Source organism: Alteromonas mediterranea DE, from assembly GCF_000020585.3.
In the GTDB taxonomy this organism is placed as follows: domain Bacteria; phylum Pseudomonadota; class Gammaproteobacteria; order Enterobacterales; family Alteromonadaceae; genus Alteromonas; species Alteromonas mediterranea.
In genome coordinates, this window is sequence record NC_011138.3 from 2,272,234 (window position 1) to 2,288,896 (window position 16,663).

The 16,663-nt window shown below is 44.6% G+C and carries 11 protein-coding genes and 1 pseudogene; 8 read left to right on the forward strand and 4 right to left on the reverse strand.

Annotation, left to right across the window (positions count from 1 at the left end; translation table 11 throughout):
• Window positions 1–83 precede the first annotated feature (83 nt).
• From MADE_RS10100 to rmf, 7 genes are all read left to right on the forward strand, one after another.
• Window positions 84–4,922, forward strand: coding sequence for an NAD-glutamate dehydrogenase (locus MADE_RS10100; protein WP_020743621.1), 4,839 nt, complete (start codon window positions 84–86; stop codon window positions 4,920–4,922).
• Window positions 4,923–4,991: 69 nt separating this feature from the next.
• Window positions 4,992–5,999, forward strand: coding sequence for a quinone-dependent dihydroorotate dehydrogenase (gene pyrD / locus MADE_RS10105; RefSeq protein WP_020743622.1), 1,008 nt, complete (start codon window positions 4,992–4,994; stop codon window positions 5,997–5,999).
• A gap of 71 nt (window positions 6,000–6,070) precedes the next feature.
• A complete protein-coding gene (gene rlmKL / locus MADE_RS10110) occupies window positions 6,071–8,170 on the forward strand; it encodes a bifunctional 23S rRNA (guanine(2069)-N(7))-methyltransferase RlmK/23S rRNA (guanine(2445)-N(2))-methyltransferase RlmL (protein WP_012518498.1) in 2,100 nt (699 codons plus the stop codon).
• Entirely contained in the window at window positions 8,167–8,400 is a 234-nt protein-coding gene (locus MADE_RS10115; protein WP_020743623.1) for a glutaredoxin family protein, read from the forward strand. The genes rlmKL and MADE_RS10115 overlap by 4 nt, the downstream gene beginning before the upstream one ends.
• On the forward strand, window positions 8,397–10,337 hold the full coding sequence (uup, locus tag MADE_RS10120) for an ATP-binding cassette ATPase Uup (RefSeq protein WP_012518500.1): 1,941 nt from the start codon (window positions 8,397–8,399) through the stop codon (window positions 10,335–10,337). Before MADE_RS10115 ends, uup begins: the two co-directional genes overlap by 4 nt.
• Before the next feature lie 12 nt (window positions 10,338–10,349).
• On the forward strand, window positions 10,350–12,107 hold the full coding sequence (locus MADE_RS10125; protein ID WP_015067274.1) for a DUF3466 family protein: 1,758 nt from the start codon (window positions 10,350–10,352) through the stop codon (window positions 12,105–12,107).
• 301 nt (window positions 12,108–12,408) lie between these two features.
• On the forward strand, window positions 12,409–12,585 hold the full coding sequence (rmf, locus tag MADE_RS10130; RefSeq protein ID WP_015067275.1) for a ribosome modulation factor: 177 nt from the start codon (window positions 12,409–12,411) through the stop codon (window positions 12,583–12,585).
• 94 nt (window positions 12,586–12,679) lie between these two features.
• Here the strand turns inward: rmf and fabA are convergent, their stop codons facing one another.
• A complete protein-coding gene (gene fabA, locus MADE_RS10135; protein WP_014998413.1) occupies window positions 12,680–13,198 on the reverse strand; it encodes a bifunctional 3-hydroxydecanoyl-ACP dehydratase/trans-2-decenoyl-ACP isomerase in 519 nt (172 codons plus the stop codon).
• A gap of 206 nt (window positions 13,199–13,404) precedes the next feature.
• On the opposite strand from fabA, the pseudogene MADE_RS20900 reads away from it, so the two are divergent.
• Window positions 13,405–13,693 (forward strand): annotated as a pseudogene (locus tag MADE_RS20900) (hypothetical protein).
• Here MADE_RS20900 and MADE_RS10150 read toward each other — a convergent pair.
• Genes MADE_RS10150 through MADE_RS20910 form a run of 3 tightly spaced genes read right to left on the reverse strand, consistent with a single transcriptional unit; the run spans window position 13,690 to window position 16,639 of the window.
• Window positions 13,690–15,321, reverse strand: coding sequence for a cryptochrome/deoxyribodipyrimidine photo-lyase family protein (locus tag MADE_RS10150; RefSeq protein ID WP_020746012.1), 1,632 nt, complete (start codon window positions 15,319–15,321; stop codon window positions 13,690–13,692). The pseudogene MADE_RS20900 and the gene MADE_RS10150 overlap by 4 nt on opposite strands.
• 11 nt (window positions 15,322–15,332) lie before the next feature.
• Entirely contained in the window at window positions 15,333–16,163 is an 831-nt protein-coding gene (locus MADE_RS20905; protein WP_023559715.1) for a DASH family cryptochrome, read from the reverse strand.
• A complete protein-coding gene (locus tag MADE_RS20910; RefSeq protein WP_023559716.1) occupies window positions 16,127–16,639 on the reverse strand; it encodes a deoxyribodipyrimidine photo-lyase in 513 nt (170 codons plus the stop codon). Before MADE_RS20910 ends, MADE_RS20905 begins: the two co-directional genes overlap by 37 nt.
• Window positions 16,640–16,663: the final 24 nt, after the last annotated feature.

Sequence of the window (16,663 nt, forward strand, 5' to 3'; positions counted from 1 at the left end):
GCCATTTATTAGAGAAAATAGTTTGGTACTCGGCACTTATACCAAGTCGGATTGGTATTACGACATTCAAAAAAGGTTAACAAATGACAGTCACCTCACAGCGACACTCAGTACTGCTAGACAATGTATTTGCACTTATCGACAAGAAAGTAGATACCAAGCAGAAGTCTCTTGTGCAGCAATTCGGACGTCTGTTGTATAAAAACATATCAAGCGATGACTTAGAAAATCGCAACGACAGCGACCTGTATGGTGCAACACTTAGTTTATGGAACGGACTAGCAAAGTTCGATAATACATCGCCTTATATTCGCGTTTTTAATCCAGAAATAGCCAAGCATGGATGGCACTCTAGTCATACGATTGTTGAAATTATCGTTTCGGATATGCCATTTTTAGTTGATTCTGTGCGTATGTTGCTGAACCGACTAAATATTACCGCTCATTTATTTCTTCATAGCCCCATTGGCATCAAGCGAGACAACTCAAACAAAGTCGACGCGTTTGCAGAGCCGGGGAAGATTATTAATGGCGCGAAAAAAGAAACCGTTTTGTTTATCGAAATTGATACACAAACGTCGAAAAAAGACATTGATGCATTAACGCAAGAGCTTTATTCAGTGGTTGATGAAGTGTCTCTAGCCGTCAAAGACTGGCAGGGAATGACCAACACACTACAAGAAGTGATAAAAAAGAGCGCTACGTTTAATTGGCCTGTTTCTGCAGACGCGAAAAAGCAAACTAAAGCGTATTTAGAGTGGCTGGGCGATCATAACTTCACCATGATGGGCTATCGTTATTACGACGTTAAAGCTATTGAAGGTGATCATAGATGGATACCGCAAAACGATACTAGCCTTGGGTTGCTAAAAAACTCGATTAATGACCGAGAACGTTTGTTGTCTCGCTTGCCTGCTTCAGCAAGAGCCGAAGCTCTTAGCAAGAATCCGTTAATTCTAACTAAAACCAATTCACGCGCTCGCGTACACCGACCTGCCTACATGGATTACGTGGGTGTTAAAGAGTTTAATAAAGTTGGTCAAGTTGTGGGAGAGCATCGTTTCCTAGGTTTGTATTCGGCTTCTTTTTACAATAATAGCGTTACCCAACTACCTATTCTTCGAGAGAAAATTAAGCGAATCTGTGAGCTCTCAGGTTTTGAACCAGGTACCCATGCCTACAAGGCCTTCGCAAACATTATTGAGACCTATCCTCGTGATGAGCTTCTTCAAACGCCGGCAGAAGAACTTGCTCAAATTGTAATGGGCATCTTTCAGATGCAAGAGCGCGGTATTTCTCGTCTGTTTATTCGAAAAGATACATTTGGCCGCTTTTTCTCATGCATGGTTTTTGTTCCAAGAGAGCGCTACAACACTGAGCTAAGAAAAGAAACACAAGCGCTTTTAAAAGCGTCCTTAGGTGCAGCAGAGGAAGTGGAATTTACTACTTTCTTCTCAGAGTCTGTATATGCCCGTACGCACTATATTGCGAGAGTCAACGACAACAACGCGGAATTCGATGTGAAGGAAATAGAGCAAAACATTATTGAGTTGACCAAAACGTGGAACGACAGACTAGCGTCAGCAATTTCAGCCGCCCACGGTGAGGCGTCAGGCAAAGCGCTAGAACGCAAGTATAACAACGCGTTCTCTCGAAGCTACATGGAACACAACCTTCCATCGGCTGCACTGGTTGATATCGGCAAACTTGAGACCCTAGACGACAACCATACCCTTGATATGCTGTTCTATCGTCCGCAAGAAGAAGGCGCCGACAGTCAGGTGGTTAAGCTTAAGCTTTTCCATCGCGCAGAGCCTATTCACTTATCAGACGTTTTGCCTATGCTTGAGAATTTTGGGTTACGCGTAATCGACGAGAGCCCATATAAAATCACATGTTCAGAAGGTGAGCGTAATTGGGTCATGGACTTCACCATGCTGCACAAAAGCGGCCAGCATTTTGACATGGAAAAGGCGCAAGTCCTGTTCCAAGACGCGTTTGCAAAGGTGTGGTACAAAACGTTAGAAGACGACGCATTCAACCGCCTTATTTTAGGCGCGAACATGACGGGGCGTAAGGTAACCGTATTGCGCGCTTATGCTAAGTACATGCGTCAAACCGGTAGCTCCTTCAGTCGTGACTATATTGCTAATACGTTAGCTAATTACCCAGACATTGCCCGTTTACTGGTGGACTTTTTCGACCAGCGCTTCAATCCGAAGAAAAAGCGTAGTGAGAAAAAAGAAGAGGCACTTTTAGACACCATCAAGGCACAACTAGACAACGTTAGTAACTTAGATGACGACCGTATAATTCGTCGTTACCTTGATATGATGTCTGCCACTTTGCGCACGAACTTCTATCAGAATGATGAAGCAGGCGATGAGAAATCTTATGTCTCATTTAAGATGATGCCTGAACTTATTCCTGAAATGCCGCTGCCTTTACCGAAATTTGAAATTTTTGTTTACAGCCCGCGGGTTGAAGGTGTGCACCTTCGAGGCGGTAAAGTTGCACGCGGTGGCCTACGCTGGTCAGACCGACAAGAAGACTTCAGAACCGAAGTACTTGGCCTGGTAAAAGCACAGCAAGTTAAAAATACGGTTATCGTACCGGTTGGCGCAAAAGGTGGGTTTGTCTGTAAGAATCTGCCTGTAGGCCAAGGGCGCGAGGCTATCCAAGCAGAAGGTCAAGCATGTTATCGCATCTTTATCACCAGCTTACTGGATATTACCGATAACATTGTTAACGGTGAAATTGTTCCACCTAAAGATGTAGTTCGCCTTGACGATGAAGACCCTTACTTGGTGGTTGCGGCCGACAAAGGAACTGCTACGTTCTCTGATATTGCTAACGGTATCGCAGAAGACTTTGGCTTTTGGTTAGGTGATGCGTTTGCCTCTGGTGGTAGCATTGGGTACGACCATAAGAAAATGGGTATCACTGCTCGTGGCGGCTGGGAATCGGTTAAACGCCACTTTAGAGAGATTGGCATAGACTGCCAGACTACTGATTTCACCTGCGCGGGTGTGGGTGATATGGCGGGCGATGTGTTTGGCAACGGTATGCTGCTTTCAGAGCACACCCGTTTGATTGCTGCATTTAACCACATGCACATTTTCTTCGATCCCAACCCGGATGCAGCTGCGAGTTACAAAGAACGCCAACGCCTGTTCGAAAACCCACGCCTTAGCTGGGAAGACTACGATAGCAAGCTGATATCGAAAGGGGGCGGTGTATTTAGTCGTGCGTCAAAATCTATCAAACTAACGCCTGAAATGAAAAAGTGGTTAGGCACACGTCAGTTAACGATGACCCCTAATGAACTTATTCATAACATTCTAAAGATGCCAGTAGATCTTCTTTGGAATGGCGGTATTGGTACCTACATTAAGAGCAAAAAAGAATCGCATTCTGAAGTAGGCGATCGCGCCAACGACGACTTACGCGTTAATGGCCGCGATGTTCAAGCGAAAATTGTAGGCGAGGGTGGCAACCTTGGCCTAACCCAATTAGGTCGAATTGAATATGCCGCAAACGGCGGTCGTGTTAATACCGACTTTATTGACAACGTAGGTGGCGTCGACTGCTCAGATAACGAAGTAAATATTAAAATATTGCTTAATAGTTTGGTTAACGACGGTGAGCTAACCCTTAAGCAGCGCAATAAGTTGCTTTACGATATGACCGACGATGTTAGCGAAATTGTACTTAAAGACTGCTATCGCCAAACCCAGTCTATCTCCATTACCGAGCTAGCTGGCGTTAAGCAGCTAAAAGAGCAACTTCGCTTCATCCATGGCTTAGAGCGCGAAGGCCAGTTAAACCGCGAACTGGAATTTATTCCAAGTGATGATGAGATATCAGACCGCGTGGCGACCGATCAAGGTTTGACGCGTCCCGAGCTGAGCGTTTTGATTGCTTACGGAAAAATGGTGCTTAAAGACGCACTCAATATTCCTGAAATTACTGACAATGCTTACCACGGCAAGCTATTAGTAGAAGCGTTCCCCAAAATACTGCGTGAGAAGTTCGCTACACACATGCAGCAACACCCGCTTCGAAGCGAAATCATTGCAACGAAATTAACCAACAATATGGTTAATGACATGGGCCTTAACTTTGTATTTAGAATGCAAGAAGAAACGGGTGCCAGCGTCAGCGAAATTGCCAATGCCTACGCTATTGTGCACGGTATCTTCAACATGAAGACCTTGTGGGCGCGTATAGAAGAATTAGACAATGCAATTCCAGCAAAACTTCAGCTTAAAATGCTAGATGAAGCGCGCAGAACAATGCGTCGCGCGTCGCGTTGGTACATTCGACACGGCAATAAGTCTCAAAGTATCGAAGAGGCAATTGAAAGCTATCGCGGCACCTTTGATATTCTTTCTAAGAATTTGCAGCACTATTTAGTGGAAAGTGAGTACAAACAGCTTGAAGCTGCCACCCAACAATATATTGATAAGGGTGTGCCACAAGATATCGCCTATCAAGTGGCGAGCTTCTCGAATATGTTCTCTAGTTTCGACCTGGCTCAAATTGTGGAAGCAGACAAGCACGATACGGATGTTGTTGCTAAGCTTTATTATCAACTGGGCTCTCGTTTAGAACTGCATTGGTTCTTAGATCAGATTAACAATCAGGCTGTAAGTAACCATTGGCAAGCGTTAGCACGTGCCTCATATCGAGAAGAGCTTGATTGGCAACAGCGCTCTATCGCCGCTAACTTATTAGCGTCACGTGGGGATATAAGCGACGCTGATCAAATTTTAGATGAATGGATTGAAAGTAATCAGGTACTACTTAAGCGCTGGTATCAAATGATGTCAGAGTTTAAGACCAGTACGACACACGAATTTGCGAAATTTTCTGTCGCTTTACGTGAATTGATGCTTTTAAGCGTGAAGTCTAACCATTAGAATAGGCGCACCTTAAAGATATAAGCCCTGTTTAGCAGGGCTTTTTTTTAGCGAGCGATCGAAACCACCATGCAATCCCTAGTGCAAAAATTTCTACTTCAGTGTGAGCCTGAAAAAAGTCACGATTTCACCATTAACTGGTTAAACAAGACCCAACATACACCGCTGAAATGGATGTACAGCGCACCCACAGTCAAAAAGCCTGTCACTGTGGCTGGCATGACATTCGATAACCCGGTTGGCCTTGCTGCTGGTCTGGATAAAAACGGGGACTGTATTGACGCATTTGCAAGTATGGGTTTTGGTTTCGTTGAAATTGGCACGGTTACACCACGGCCGCAGCCGGGTAATCCGAAGCCTCGTTTGTTTAGAATTCCTGAAAAACACGCCATTATTAACCGCATGGGGTTTAATAATAAAGGTGTCGATCATCTTATCGAGCAAGTTAAAAAAGCGCAGTTTAAGGGCCCGATTGGCATTAACATAGGTAAGAACAAAGACACTGAAGAGGCCAATGCCCTCGATGATTACCTGATTTGTTTAAACAAGGTTTATCCCTATGCCAGTTATGTAACCATCAATATCTCCTCGCCAAATACACCGGGGCTTAGAAACCTTCAATACGGTGAAGCGCTAGATAAGTTACTTGTCGGCCTTAAAGCTGCACAAGAAACCCTTACACAAACGCACAGTAAATATGTGCCGCTTTTTATTAAAATAGCACCAGATTTAAGTGACGTAGAAATTGAAAGCATTGCTGCTTCACTTATAAACAGTAAGATGGATGGCGTTATTGCAACGAACACCACTTTATCGCGAGATGCAGTACAAGGCCTGAAACACGCCGATGAAATGGGTGGCCTAAGCGGCTCGGTCATGACAGATATGAGCCTAGAGGTGACGCGTAAGCTAAATAAAGCGTTAGATCGCGCTATTCCTATAATTGGTGTAGGCGGTATAGACTCCCCAAAGGCGGCGCAGGCACGTCTAGATGCGGGGGCTTCGCTTGTTCAGGTTTACTCGGCTTTTATTTATCAAGGCCCGTCACTCGTTAAACGCATCGTAAACGCGTTATAATACCCCCGAAACCAATTTCTCATGTACGTGTTTATATGATTTAAGCACGTACATAAACTACAGGTACATGAATGAATACTATTCTGGTTACGACCAGTCGCGGTCTTGACGAACTATTAAAACAAGAAGTGCTAACTCTTTGTCCAGACGCTCAGATAAAGCAAGGACCAGGCACTATACAGTTTGAAGGTAGTAAGGAAGACGCTTACAAACTTTGTTTGTGGTCGCGTTTAGCAAATCGCGTGATCTGGGTGTTAGCATCGGGCAAAGCGGGTGATGCTGAAGCACTTTATAACACAGCAATGGGTATCGACTGGCAAATGCAGATGGATTCACGTCATACGTTATCTGTACAGTTTATTGGAACCAACTTCGCTATCAAAAATACCCAATTTGGTGCGGTTCGCGTAAAAGACGCCATTGTTGACTCTTTCGTTGAGCAAGGTCTGCCTCGCCCGTCGGTAGAGCGAAAAACGCCAGATATCTCGGTTTACGCAAGGCTACATCGCGATAACGTGATTTTAGGCATTGATTTAGCTGGAGCAAGTTTGCACCAGCGCGCTTACAGGCAGGAAACTGGTGATGCACCGCTCAAAGAGCATATTGCAAGCGCGATGCTAATGCGAAGTGGCTGGACTGAAAATACCGATGCGCCCCTGGTCGATTTAATGTGCGGGTCGGGAACCATTGCTATAGAAGCCGCCTACATTGCCCGCAATATTGCGCCGGGCATCAAGCGCTCATACTGGGGTTTTACTAAGTGGCTTGGTCATGAAGCGACGTTGTGGGATAGCCTACTTGAAGATGCAATTTCGGTGCAAAAGCCAAGCTGTGGTGGCGGTATATACGCCGGTGATTTTAGCCGCAAAATGGTGGCCATTGCCAAAGCAAATGCCGATTTTGCAGGCGTATTCAACGATATTTCTTTTTCTCAGCAAGACGCTACGAAATCGTCTCCACCTGTGGCTACACCAGGCTATGTGGTGTCTAACCCACCATACGGCGAGCGTTTAGGTGAATTAACGTCGCTCATCCCGCTTTTTAGCGATTGGGGTAAGCGCTTTAAAGAAGCCTGGAAAGGCTGGCATGTATCGCTGCTTAGCAGCAACCGTGACTTGCTACGGGTGTTGAAGCTTCGCGCAACCAAAGACTATGCCATGAATAACGGTAAGTTAGAATGTCGCTTAGCTAACTATGTGTTAGATGAACAAAACACCGTTCAATTTAGTGAAGATGCGGGCAATCACGAATTTGCCAACCGTTTAAAGAAAAACCTGAAACGCATGAAAGGCTGGGTCAAGAGCGCCAATACTAACTGCTATCGCATATACGATGCCGACTTACCTGATTACAATGTAGCGGTGGATAGGTATGGCGACTGGTTGGTCGTACAAGAATACGCACCGCCGAAAACGGTATCTGAAGACAAGGCCCGTAAACGCCTTCAGGAAGTGTTACTTCACCTGCCAGCCGTAACCGGCGTTTCGCCTAAAAATATTGCGCTAAAAGTACGTGCTCAGCAAAAGGGCTCCAAGCAGTACGAGAAAATTAACCAATCTGGCGAAATGATGGAAGTGTTCGAAAATGGCGCACGTTTTCTCGTAAACCTAACCGACTACTTAGATACCGGGCTTTTCCTGGACCATCGAAACACCCGCCAAAAGGTAAAAGCCTTATCTCAAGGTAAAGACGTGCTGAACCTGTTTTCATATACGGGGAGCGTATCAGTGTTTGCGGCTATGGGTGGCGCAAAATCAGTTACCACGGTAGATATGTCTAACACCTACCTGGATTGGGCGAAAAAGAATGTCGCGCTTAATAAACTAAGCGGTCCTCATGCCTTTATCCAGGCTGATTGCACAACATGGCTTGGTACGCATAAAGGCAAATACGATTTGATTTTTATCGACCCACCGTCGTTTTCAAATTCAAAGCGCATGCAAAATACGTGGGATGTGCAGCGTGACCATGTGAAAATGCTCACCGACGCTAAGGCCTGCTTAAAAGAGCAGGGGACAATCATTTTCTCTAACAACAAGCGCGGTTTTAAGCTTGATGAAACTGCGGTTACAGCACTTGGTTTACAGGTAGAAAATATTACCAAGGAAACCATACCCGAAGACTTTGCTCGTAAGGGCAAAATTCACCAGTGCTGGGTGTTGCGTTCATGAAGATATACTTCTATACCGGTCCGCAGTGCAGTTTATGTGATTTAGCCGATATCGAACTTGCGCGCACATCCAGGTTTTCTTCGCTTACCATAGAGAAAGTGAACATTCGAAATAGCACCGAACTGTATCATTTGTACGGTGCGCGTATTCCCGTGTTGAAGCGTGATGATAATAATAAAGAAATTGGTTGGCCATTTTCCGCCGCCGATTTAGAGGAGTTTCTTCAGTGAGCATTTTGCAGTTAAAAAACATCACTGTCATTTATGGAAATCCGCCGCTTTTAGACGGCGTTGAACTTGTCGTGCAGCCAAAAGAGCGGGTTTGTCTAGTTGGCCGAAATGGCAGCGGCAAATCTACCCTGATGAAAGTTATTGCCGGTGATGTTATCGCCGACGATGGGCAACGCATCATCGAAAATAATACGGTCATCGCTCGATTAGAGCAGGACCCACCGCAAACCACAGACGTCACCTTGTTTGACTATGTCGCCGAAGGGCTATCCGATGTAGGTGAAACCTTAAAAGACTACTTTCACCAAACCCGAATTGTTGGTGAGGACCCAAGTGAAGCAAATTTAAACAAGCTTCAGCGTTTGCAGGAACAATTAGAGGCAAGAGACGCGTGGCAGTTCGAGCAGCAAATTGAGCAAACGCTAACAATGCTGAAACTGGACCCAGAAATTTCGTTATCTACGCTATCTGGGGGATGGCGCAGAAAAGCAGCCCTCGCGAGAGCCCTTGTTCGCCAGCCAGACTTATTGCTGTTAGATGAACCAACAAACCATCTTGATATCGAAATGATACGCTGGCTTGAGACAAGCCTGAGTAACTATCAAGGTGCGATAGTATTTGTGAGCCACGACCGTGCATTTATTCGTGCAATGGCTACACGCATTGTGGACCTCGATAGAGGTACGGTAACCAGCTACCCCGGCAACTATGAAACCTACTTAGAGAAAAAGCAGCACGACCTCGATGTTGAAGCCTCTCAAAATGCGGAATTCGATAAAAAGCTAGCACAAGAAGAGGTATGGATCCGTCAAGGTATCAAAGCGCGCCGAACACGTAATGAAGGCCGGGTACGTGCCCTCAAAAAGTTACGAGAAGAACGCAGAGCGCGGCGTGCGGTACAAGGGAATGCTGTGGTTAATCAGCACCAAGGGGCTCGCTCTGGCAAGATGGTGTTTGAGGTTAAAGATTTAAGCTACAGCATTGAAGGTAAACCTATCGTCAAAGGCTTAAATTTAAATGTACTTCGTGGCGACAAGTTGGCGTTAATTGGCCCTAACGGTAGTGGTAAGAGTACGCTAATAAAACTGCTTTTAGGCGAGTTACAACCGGATTCGGGTAATTGTAAGCAAGGCACAAATTTGGAAGTTGCTTATTTCGATCAGCATCGTCACGGTTTAGACTTAGAAAAATCAGTTATTGACGCCGTGGGTGATGGCAAGCGCGACCTTATGGTTAACGGCCATCCCCGTCATGTAATTAGCTACCTGCAAGATTACCTATTTACGCCAGAACGCGTAAATGCGCCTGTGAAGTCACTTTCAGGCGGAGAGAAGAACCGCTTAATGTTAGCGAAACTCATGCTGAAGCCCAGTAATGTACTGGTGCTCGATGAACCAACTAACGACCTTGACGTTGAAACCTTGGAAATGCTCGAAACCTTACTGAACGAGTATGCCGGTACCGTGCTTTTAGTGAGCCACGATAGGGAATTTGTTGATAACGTTGCTAACAGTAGCGTGGTATTTGAAGGCAACGGTTTGTTAAGGGAATTCATTGGGGGTTTCACTGACGTAGAAAACTGGTATAAAGAGCAACAAGAAAAACGTCAGCAAATTGAAAAGGACGAAAAAGCCAAGGTAAAGAATGAAACTAATTCAGGTTCACATAGTCCTAGTGCTAAGTCTTCTCCACGTAAGACGAAAAAGCTATCATACAAAGATCAGCGTGAACTCGAGTCTTTACCTAAAGCGTTAGAAGCGCTAGAGGAAGAGCTAGAGGTCATGCAAGAAAAAGTCAACGATCCCGACTTTTTTAAACAAGACAGCGATACCACTGCCAAGGCATTAGCCGAACTGGCGGAAAAAGAAGAATTACTTTCCCAGAAATATGCGCGCTGGGATGAACTAGAAAGTATGCTGGAAGATAATCAGCAGTAAATAGGATTTTAAATGAAACGAACTCAGCTTGCCGCCGCCGTTCTGTTGGCAACAGGAAGTGTTTCGGCATTCGCCGCGACCTATTCAGTGACGCCTCTTCCTTTACAGGATACCGCTAGAAACAATTTTGCTCGCTCAATTGATAACGCAGGCAAAATGCTGTCTGTGGTTCAACTTGAATACAATCCGCCGATTGACGTTGAGCAACTTGAAGAAGACACCACCTTCTTTGATGTCAGTGGCGATAGCTTAGAGAATGAAGAAGATGCACGACAAGGCGTGTTTTCAGATATTGATTACACGACTATCGTAAATTACCTGCTGCAAAATACCACTGCGACCACAGGTCAAAAGCTTGCTACCTTCAGAACTTATGTGACCGATACGCAAGATATCTCGCTAGTACCAGGCCTTGATGAAGTAACAGATAAGTTCGATGATTATACTCGGTCTGTCGAAGTCACAGGCAGAGATAGCTTAAATGGCAACTTTATTGTTGGTGATTCGACGGGGCTAGTAGTACTAGACCCGTATGAAAACGAAGATGGCGATACGATAAACTACACGTACCGCGAATCAGCAGAGCAAGGTTTTGTTCAAGCGTCAGGTGAAACAAAAGTTCTGCCAGCCATTGACACAACAGCAGGCGGTTTCTCTTCGGCACGTGCAATAAACGCTAATTTGCAGGTAGCTGGGTTTAGTACCGTAAGCTTTCGAGATGATGTCGATGACGCTATAGAGACCTGTACTGATGACGAACTGCGTGGAGACCAGTCTGAAGGCCGTTGTTTGTTTACCGTTTATAATGGCAATTTTGCGGTACCGCGTATTTCTAGCTACTACATCAACACGTCATCAAACTATTTACCTGGCTTTGTTTTACTCTCTGAAGTAAACGCAACTATTTGGCAAATAGACGTAAATGGCGATGTGGTAAGCACTGAAACTTACCCGCTGCTGTTCGAGCCAGATGAAGACGATGAACGTCACTATTTCACCTATGCCTATGACATTAATAATCAAGGTATCGCCGTTGGAGAAGGGCTAACGGGTGACAGAGTTACTATTACTCGCCCTAACGCTTCAGGCCTTAGCGAAAGCGAGCGTGTAGCAACCGTTTTCAGAGATGGCGAAACCATTGAGCTTCTTCCAAGAGAAGAAAATCTTCTCAGCCAAGCCATTGCCATTAATGATGAGAACTGGGTAACAGGGGCAGTACTGCGCTCGCAAAGTGATATCGCTCGTTCGCGCTTATTTGTATATAACTTAGATACCCAAGAGCAACACTACCCATCAGGCTTTTTCTCAAGCGCTGGTGTAACGGCCAACGCAATAAACAACAATAATATTGTTGTGGGTAAAGCCGATGTCGATGCGACAAGCGATACCCTGCGAGAGACGGCAGCGTTCATGTATAACATCGATACTGAAGAGTTTATCGACTTAAATGATTTAGTGTCATGTGATAACAGCTATGAGTTGTTAGAAGCTGTAGACATTAACGATGACAATGAAATTATTGCTAATGCACGTATTAAAGCTACAAGTAAGTATGTAACGGGTGCTGACATTATCAACACTGACGGTGAAACCGTAGAAGTCGATACTGTCGTAGCGGTAAAATTATCACCTATCGCTAATGGCTCTATTGATGAGTGCGAAATTCCAGAAGATGAGCAACCGTTCGAGCGTAGCGGTGCTTCAACGGGCTGGTTAGCTTTCTTCGGCCTATTTGCAGCAACGTTTATGCGTAGACGTGTTAAAAAATAGTTGAATAGTGGCTTAAACTTTAATCCACCTTTAAAAGCCGCACCTACGCGGCTTTTTTTATGCCTAAAAAATACAAATTGCGACATTTTTATGCATAAAAAATGTAACATAAATTTCATAGAAACTTCATCTATTTAAAGTTTGTCAAGGCCTTTAATTTTTTATTTTTCTTGAACCATTTAGTTAATTGCACTATCAAAGTAGTGTACGCAATCACTTTTCCGGCACTATCAAGTGAAATGATGTAGAGCGCTCGAGAAAATGATTTGTTGTACGTCCAACAAACGAAAGAGGCTAATCAATGAAAAGACAAAAAAGAGATAAACTGACACGTGCTCACGCAAAAGGCTATCAAGCTGGTATTAGCGGTCGTGCAAAGGAAAATTGTCCATTTCAGCAAAACGATGCACGTTCACAGTGGTTAGGTGGATGGCGCGAGGCAGTAGAAGATAGGCACTTAGGATTAAGTGTTAAATAACACTTCTCTTTTATCAACTGATTATGCAAAAGGAAAGCCCCTGAAAAGGGGCTTTTTCGTGTTTGATAGCGCTTTGAACTAACTAACGTTTTAACTAGAAGTTAGAGGTATCTTGGAAAAGACCAACTTTAAGATCTTTCGCTACATAAATCTCGCGACCATCAACTTCAACTGTACCGTCGGCCATTCCCATAAATAACTTGCGTTTGATTACGCGTTTCATGGTGATTTTGTATGTTACCTTCTTAGCTGTGGGTAGTATTTGACCGGTGAATTTTACTTCACCCACACCTAGTGCTCGGCCTTTACCCGGGCCGCCGCTCCAGCCTAAGAAAAAGCCCACTAATTGCCACATTGCATCTAAACCAAGGCATCCTGGCATGACCGGATCGCCTGGGAAGTGGCAATCAAAAAACCATAAGTCAGGCGTGATATCCAATTCAGCGATAATTTCGCCTTTGCCATGTTCGCCGCCGTCTTCAGTAATTGAAACGACGCGGTCCATCATAAGCATATTCGGTGCGGGAAGTTGGCTGTTACCCGGACCAAACATTTCGCCACGGCTACATGCTAGTAAATCTTCTCTGTTAAAACTATTTTTCTTCTCTGACATTCCCAACTCGTTGTTGTTTTTAAAGTGACGGTGTTAATTTAGCGAACACTTGTACGCCAAACAACTCTGAACAGTCATTTTTCTGAAGAAAAGCGCGTGCTAATATAGTTTAGTGACTTTAGCCCGTACAAATATCGCTCTACAAGCGCAATATTTAAACAGCCATTACCCTAAGCTCTACCATAACGTAACTTTGTGTGAAAACTATGACAGAACAAACAACAAAAAAGCCCCAAAAAAAAANGTCAGACAGATAGAGCAAAAGCCAATGCTGATAAACAGCGTCGTTTTAGAGAAAGACAAAAAGAAGCTGGTAAAAAGCTAGTTAGGGGCTATGTTAGCCCAGAAGCGAAAGCGTGTTACGATGAAATCCGTGAAAAAACAGGCTGGACTGACAGCGAGGCTATGTCTAATGCCATGCGCTTAATGTATGCCTCTTATAAGTGTGGGCAAATTAAGCTGTTAACCGAATGGCTTCGAAAAAATAACCGCTAGTGGTTTTGAGTCGTCTTGGACTTAAACCACGCTCGGCTGGGGCTATTTTGCATTGTATGACGATGTATGATGCGCTTCGCTTCTTTTATAACATCATCTCGCTCCCGGTAATCCCACAAGCGTTTGGCGGTCGCGCGGTTGTGTTGAGCTATGTCCACAATAGGGGCGATATAGTCACGGTCGAGGGCAAAGTCGAACATTTGCGCTTCAAGCGGTAACAGCGAATAAGGCGCATGTACCGCGTCACTGGGCAGTGAACCAAGCTCAGGTACCCACTTTTTGATGAACTCACCCTCTGGATCTAGCTTTTTAGACTGAGACGCAGGGTTGTATAGGCGAACCGTGTGAATACCGGTCACGCTTGCTTGCATTTGAATTTGAGGGTAGTGAATACCTGGTTCAAAGTCCAAAAACTGCGTAGCAAGATAGTGGGCAGCCTTGATCCAATGTACATTTAAATGATGGCATAAAAAGCTTGTTACCATGGCACGCATGCGAAAGTTGAGATACCCAGTTTGCCTAAGTGCACGCATGCAGGCATCAACCAAAGGATAGCCCGTTTGACCAATACTCCAGTGGTAAAAGCGACGTTCTGCTTCCGGCCCGTCTATGTAAGGGAAGTTTTCATATGCGCTGTTCATAGGGCGCCATTCAATACTATGTTCACTTTCAAATTTTTGAATAAAGTGGCAATGCCAGTGTAACCTTGATGTTAACGCGGACAGGGCACGGCTCCAGCGCTTTTTCTCGTGTATTGGCAACGCTCGTTTCTTATGTTTTTGGCGCTGTACACTTTGATACACTTGCTTAATCGAGATATTGCCCCAAGCAAGGTATGGGCTCAAACGAGAACAAGCACGCCTTGCGTACTCGGGCTTAGAAATGTGTTGGTGATAGTACTGACCGCGATCATTAAAAAAGTCCTTAAGTACTTGCCACGCTCGCCGTTCGCCACCGGGCTGCATTGCGCTAAAATCTATAAGGCCGTCTTCGGATAAAACGCCACAGTATTTTGACAGGTAATCCTTATTTATATATTTTTTTGCCGCATATAAAGCGGAAACCTCACTCAGTGTTAGCGACGCTTTTTGTATATCAACATGCACATTCCATTTAACCCAATTTGCACGCTTTAGGTCGTAATCATAGGTGCTTTCAGCAAAATACTCCTCCCAGTTAGCTTTCCACTGCGCTCGATGAGGCAATCCTCTTATTACCGCGCCACATTTTGCTTCCAAAAAGGGGATGCGCCTATTATTCAAATGGTTAGCGACCCGTAAGTCACGGTTATACGTAACCTTTAAACCTATTTCCTGGTAACTTCTAACCGCGTTAATCGTGTAAAACCGTGAAATAAAGGCTAGGGCATCAACGGCCTCCATATGCAGCGTTAGTACGTTGACATGTTCTGGCAGTTGACCATTTATATCGTCGATACTTTGCTGAATAAAGTGCCAGTGACGCACGCTCATGTGCGGTTCTTCTATTAATGACGGTTCCCAGCAATAAAGTAAGAGAATACGTTCATTAGATGCGACAGCACGAAAAAGGGGTTCATGGTCTCGCAAGCGAAGATCTCGCTTTAACCATATTATTGTAATAGGCGGTTTAGTGTTGTCGCTCAACATACAGCTAGGTACTACAACCACGCCTTACGAAAGCGACCATCGGGGTCATATATTTCCGTTTGTTTTTGTAAATTGAATTGCCTGTGTCCACGAGGGTCGCTTCCAACGCCAGCAAGGTAAAGCCAGTTTCCCCAGTTACTTCCCACGTCATAGTCAATAAGCTGATGTTCAAACCACGCTGCACCATATCGCCAGTCTTGGCGTAATTCATGAACAAAACAACTTGCTACTAGCTGGCGGCCTCGATTTGACATGTAACCGGTTTCGGCAAGTTGGCGCATGCATGCATCTACAATGCGATAACCTGTTTCTCCTTTACACCAGCGAGAGAAGGTTTCCGGGTCGTGACAGGTGGTGGGCTTTCTACCTTGTATGCCACTAAAACGAAACCACTTTGCACCATACTTGCACTGTAACCAATGGAAAAATTCTCGCCATAACAACTCAAAATATACCCAGTATGTTGAGTCGTTTTTCTCTATGGTTTGTTCAAAGCGCTGAACTTGTCTTATAACTTCGCGCGCTGACAGAGACCCATTCGCTAGCCACGCTGAAAGTTTAGTACTGTCTTTCCACGTATCTAAGGTGTTCCGAGTTTCTTTATACGTTGCCGCTGCCTTCCAATCGAATAGGTAGGTTTCTAAATGGTTAAGTGCGGCCGACTCCCCCCCAATAAATGATGAAGGCGAGGGCTTAGGTAAACTCAACTCGATGTCTAAAATATACTGCTTATCAATATTAGGCATAAACCCGTCTGGTAATTGGGCGATGCGCTCTAGAACAGGTAACGGTGTACAGTGCTTTTCTACTTTTCTACGGAACGGACTGAAAACATCAGGCATGTCTTCATATCAAAAGGTAATACTTCGGCGTCAAATAGCCCAAACGTTGGCGTTTCAATAACCCTAAGCGTGTTGAAAAAGCGCTTTACTGTATTGAGTTGGGCAGTTTCATCAAAGCCACAATGCTGACTTACTCCTAAATGCGTGTACCCGCCGGCGTTGAGCAACTGCACTATACATTCAGCAGTATTACCCTTGAGAATAAGGAGTTCATGACCTCGTTGATTAAGTTGCTGTTTTAAATCACTTAAGGTTTGTAATAAAAAAGTATGCCGGTGTTTTCCCATTGGTGAAAAACCGAAAGCGGCATCATCAAAGCATTTGTCATCTAAGATATAGGTGAATGTCACTTGAGAAACCGCTGTGCATAGTTCAGCAATAGCGGGCTGGTCATGAAGTCTTAAATCATGTCGAAACCAAAAAACACCTCTTTGAACATCACTCGAGCCTGCATCTTCAATCTGTTGATTTATCATACTATTTTAATGGTACTTTTTATT

Coding starts and splice junctions, on each gene's coding strand:
- rlmKL (WP_012518498.1), top strand. CDS start 6,071: ATGAATACTATTCTGGTTACGACCAGTCGCGGTCTTGACGAACTATTA.
- fabA (WP_014998413.1), bottom strand. CDS start 13,198: ATGTCAGAGAAGAAAAATAGTTTTAACAGAGAAGATTTACTAGCATGT.
- MADE_RS10100 (WP_020743621.1), top strand. CDS start 84: ATGACAGTCACCTCACAGCGACACTCAGTACTGCTAGACAATGTATTT.
- MADE_RS10115 (WP_020743623.1), top strand. CDS start 8,167: ATGAAGATATACTTCTATACCGGTCCGCAGTGCAGTTTATGTGATTTA.
- MADE_RS10150 (WP_020746012.1), bottom strand. CDS start 15,321: ATGTTGAGCGACAACACTAAACCGCCTATTACAATAATATGGTTAAAG.
- pyrD (WP_020743622.1), top strand. CDS start 4,992: ATGCAATCCCTAGTGCAAAAATTTCTACTTCAGTGTGAGCCTGAAAAA.
- MADE_RS10125 (WP_015067274.1), top strand. CDS start 10,350: ATGAAACGAACTCAGCTTGCCGCCGCCGTTCTGTTGGCAACAGGAAGT.
- MADE_RS20910 (WP_023559716.1), bottom strand. CDS start 16,639: ATGATAAATCAACAGATTGAAGATGCAGGCTCGAGTGATGTTCAAAGA.
- MADE_RS20905 (WP_023559715.1), bottom strand. CDS start 16,163: ATGCCTGATGTTTTCAGTCCGTTCCGTAGAAAAGTAGAAAAGCACTGT.
- rmf (WP_015067275.1), top strand. CDS start 12,409: ATGAAAAGACAAAAAAGAGATAAACTGACACGTGCTCACGCAAAAGGC.